Origin of the sequence: Arthrobacter sp. CAL618 (assembly GCF_000468215.1) — a bacterium.
Classification (GTDB): domain Bacteria; phylum Actinomycetota; class Actinomycetes; order Actinomycetales; family Micrococcaceae; genus Arthrobacter_D.
The window spans coordinates 436-4,032 of the sequence record NZ_ASZW01000145.1; the positions used below are offsets into that span (position 1 = coordinate 436).

Sequence of the window (3,597 nt, forward strand, 5' to 3'; positions counted from 1 at the left end):
CCCGCCATTTCTGTTGACTCGATCCAATACAAGGGAGGGAGGCTAGGGGACCTGACGCTGCTCCGGACCGTTATAGGCGCTGAGCGGGCGGATCAGGGAGTTGGCGGCGGTCTGCTCCATGATGTGGGCGGTCCAACCGGTGATCCGGGCGGCGATGAACAGCGGCGTGAACATCTCGGTATCGAAGCCCATCAGGTGGTACGTGGGGCCGGCCGGATAGTCGAGGTTGGGCTTGATGCTCTTCGCCTCCTCCATCGCGGATTCCAGCCCGCTGTACAGGCCGAGCAGCTCCGGCCGGCCGAAGTGCTCGATCATCCGATCCAGGGCACCCTTCATGGTGGGCACCCGTGAGTCGCCGTTCTTGTAAACCCGGTGGCCGAAGCCCATCACCTTCTTCTTCTGGGCGAGAGCATCCTCCATCCAGGCCTTGGCGCGGGCGGCTGCCTCTTCCCGGGACTCGTCGGTGCGGATGCCGATCTCCTCGAACGTGTGCATCACTGCTTCGTTCGCGCCACCGTGCAGGGGGCCCTTCAGTGCACCGATGGCCCCGGTCACCGCCGAATGAAGGTCAGCCAGGGTGGACGTGATGACCCGGGCGGTGAAGGTTGAGGCGTTGAAGGAGTGCTCGGCGTATAGCACCATCGACACGTTGAACGCCTCGACGACCTCCGGGGCAGCTTCCTCACCGAAGGTCATCCAGAGGAAGTTCGCCGAATAGTCAAAATCGTCCCGCGGGGCGACGATCTCCTGACCACGACGACGGCGCTGGTCGTAGGCGACGACGGCGGGGAACGCTGCGAAGAGTTCCATCGCCTTCTCGAGGTTGGCCTCGGGGGAGGAATCCGATGCCTTGGGGTGGTTGGCGCCGAGCACCGACACGGCGGTGCGGGCGACGTCCATCGGGTGGCACGAGGTGGACAGCAGATCAATCGCTGCCTTCACATTGTCGGCCAGCGCACGGTGGCTACGCTCGAACGCAGTGAATTCGGCCAGCTGGTCCTTCGACGGAAGCTCGCCATGCCACATCAGGTAGGCAACCTCCTCGAAGCTGCACCTTGCGGCCAGCTCCTGCACCGGATACCCGCGGTAGAGCAACGAGTTGGTGTCGGAATTGACCATCGAGATAGCCGTGGTGTCGACGGTGACTCCGGCCAGGCCTTTGTAGATCTGCGTTTCTGTCGTTTCTGTCATGGGGACTCCTGTTCAACGGCGGAAGGGGCCTGCTGCGTCGTGTGCTCCGGTGAACCGGGCACCTGAAAATTGAAAACCGAGGTGTCAAAACGGTTGTACGCCTCGTAGTCCACGAGCTCGTACAGACGCGCCCTGGTCTGCATGGCACCGACGGCCCCCTGCTGGGTGCCGTCGGCCTTGATGATTTCCAGCGTACGCTCCGCGGCGCCCATTGCACTACGCAGCAGGGTGACGGGATAGATCACCATGTTGACTCCCGCCGAGGCGAGCTGGTCCAGTGTGAACAACTCGCTCTTCCCGAACTCGGTCATATTGGCGAGGATGGGGACGTCGACGGCGTCGCGGATGGCCTGGAATTCGGTCAGGTCCCGCATCGCCTCGGGGAAGATCGCGTCGGCACCGGCGTCCACCAGCGCTTTGGCACGGTCCTTGGCTGCCTGAAGGCTATCGGTGCCGCGGATGTCGGTCCGCGCCATGATCAGGAAGTTCGGGTCACGGCGGGCGTCGGCGGCCGCCCGGATGCGTTTGGTGGCCGTGTCCAGATCCACCACGTTCTTGCCATCCAGATGCCCACACCGTTTGGGGTTGAACTGGTCCTCAATGTGGCAACCGGCCAGGCCGGCGTTTTCAAGTTCCTGGATGCTCCGCGCCACGTTCATTGGCTCACCGAAGCCGGTGTCGGCGTCGACAATTGATGGCAGGTCGGTCATTCGGGCGATCTGCCCGGCGCGGGTGGCGACCTCGGTGAGCGTCGTCAGGCCAATATCCGGTAGGCCGAGATCGTTGGCGAGGACCGCGCCGGAGATATAGACGCCGTCGAACCCCTTGTCCTCAATCAGCCGTGCCGACAGGGGATTGAATGCACCGGGGAACTGCTGGATCCGGCCCGAGGCGAGACCCTCCCGGAACGCGATGCGCTTCTGCTCGGGGGTGATGGCTGAGTACAACATTTAGAACAGTCCCTTCGGGGCGGTGTCGGGGTCAATGATGCCGGCAGCGGCGACGAGGTTGAGCTGGTCCAGTTCGCCTGCCGCGAGCTCCGGCAACCGCTCGACGACGGCGAGGAACCGGTCGATCTCTGCCTCGTCGACAATCCGGTGGCCGTCCTGGCCCGCGGCCAGGGTGCGTAGCTTGTTGATGTACTGCTCCCGGGCGAATGGCCGGGCGCCGAGGGGGTGCGCGTCGGCGACGGCCAGCTCGTCGGTGAGGACCGTGCCGTCGGTCAGGGTGATCTCCACCCGGCCGCCGAAGGCCTTCTCGCTGATGTCGAGCGAATGGTAACGCCGGGTCCACTCCGGGTCCTCCAGCGTAGTGACCTTCTGCCAAAGTGCCACGGTGTCGGCCCTGCCAGCCCGCTCCGGGGTGTAGGAATCGACGTGGTGCCAGGAGCCGTCCTGCAATGCGACCGTGAAGATGTAGGGGATCGAATGGTCGAGGGTCTCGCGTGACGCGGTGGGATCGTACTTCTGCGGGTCGTTTGCACCGGACCCGATCACGTTGTGGGTGTGGTGCGAGGTGTGGATGACGATCGACTGCACCTGCTCGGGATCGGCGGCCTCCGGGTGGGCCGCATGGAGCTTGCGGGCGAGGTCGATCAGGGCCTGCGCCTGGTACTCGGCCGAGTGCTCCTTGGTGTAGGTGTCAAGAATGGCCCGCTTGGCTTCGCCGGCCGCCGGTAGCGGAACCTCGTACCTGCCGTCCGGGCCATCCAGCAGCCACGCAATGAACCCGTCTTCGCCCTCGTAGATCGGGGTGGGGGAGGTCTGGCCGCGCATCGCCCGGTCCGCTGACTCCACCGCCATCTTCCCGGCGAAGGCCGGAGCATGGGCCTTCCAGGTGGAAATCTCGCCCTTCCGGGATTGACGGGTGGCAGTGGTGGTGTGCAGGGCCTGGCCGATGGACTGGAAAATGGTTTCGACGTCGAGCTCCAACAACGTGCCGATCCCAGCAACCGCCGACGGGCCGAGGTGCGCCACGTGGTCAATCTTGTGCTTGTGGAGGCAGATGGCCTTCACCAGGTCCACCTGAATCTCGTAGCCGGTGGTGATCGCGCGCAGCAGGTCCCGCCCTGATCGCCCGGTGTGCTGGGCAACGGCGAGGATTGGCGGAATGTTGTCGCCAGGGTGGGAGTAGTCGGCGGCCAGGAACGTGTCGTGGTAATCCAGTTCCCGAACGGCGACGCCGTTGGCCCAGGCAGCCCACTCGGGGGACGTCTTCTCCTGGATGCCGAAGATGGTGGCGCCGGCACCGTTCGACGACGCCGGGTGGCTGGTGGCCTGGGCGCGGGCGGCGACCACTGGGGCGCGCGTGAACGAGGCGACGGCCACCGAGGCGTTATCGATGATGCGGTTGATCACCATGTCGGCGACGTCGGCGTCGACCTCCACCGGATCGGCAGCGACCAAC

General features: G+C 65.1%; 3 protein-coding genes. All 3 read right to left on the reverse strand.

Annotated features, from left to right (window positions below; all coding sequences use genetic code 11):
- Positions 1-42: 42 nt before the first annotated feature.
- On the reverse strand, positions 43-1,191 hold the full coding sequence (locus K728_RS0108805) for a bifunctional 2-methylcitrate synthase/citrate synthase (RefSeq protein ID WP_024476470.1): 1,149 nt from the start codon (positions 1,189-1,191) through the stop codon (positions 43-45).
- On the reverse strand, positions 1,188-2,141 hold the full coding sequence (gene prpB, locus K728_RS0108810; protein ID WP_024476471.1) for a methylisocitrate lyase: 954 nt from the start codon (positions 2,139-2,141) through the stop codon (positions 1,188-1,190). The genes K728_RS0108805 and prpB overlap by 4 nt, the downstream gene beginning before the upstream one ends.
- Positions 2,142-3,597: MmgE/PrpD family protein (locus tag K728_RS0108815; RefSeq protein WP_024476472.1), on the reverse strand; the 1,456-nt coding region annotated here is incomplete at its 5' end.

What these genes read in the sequence shown, in the direction of transcription:
- prpB (WP_024476471.1), bottom strand. Translation starts at nt 2,141, where the DNA reads ATGTTGTACTCAGCCATCACCCCCGAGCAGAAGCGCATCGCGTTCCGG.
- K728_RS0108805 (WP_024476470.1), bottom strand. Translation starts at nt 1,191, where the DNA reads ATGACAGAAACGACAGAAACGCAGATCTACAAAGGCCTGGCCGGAGTC.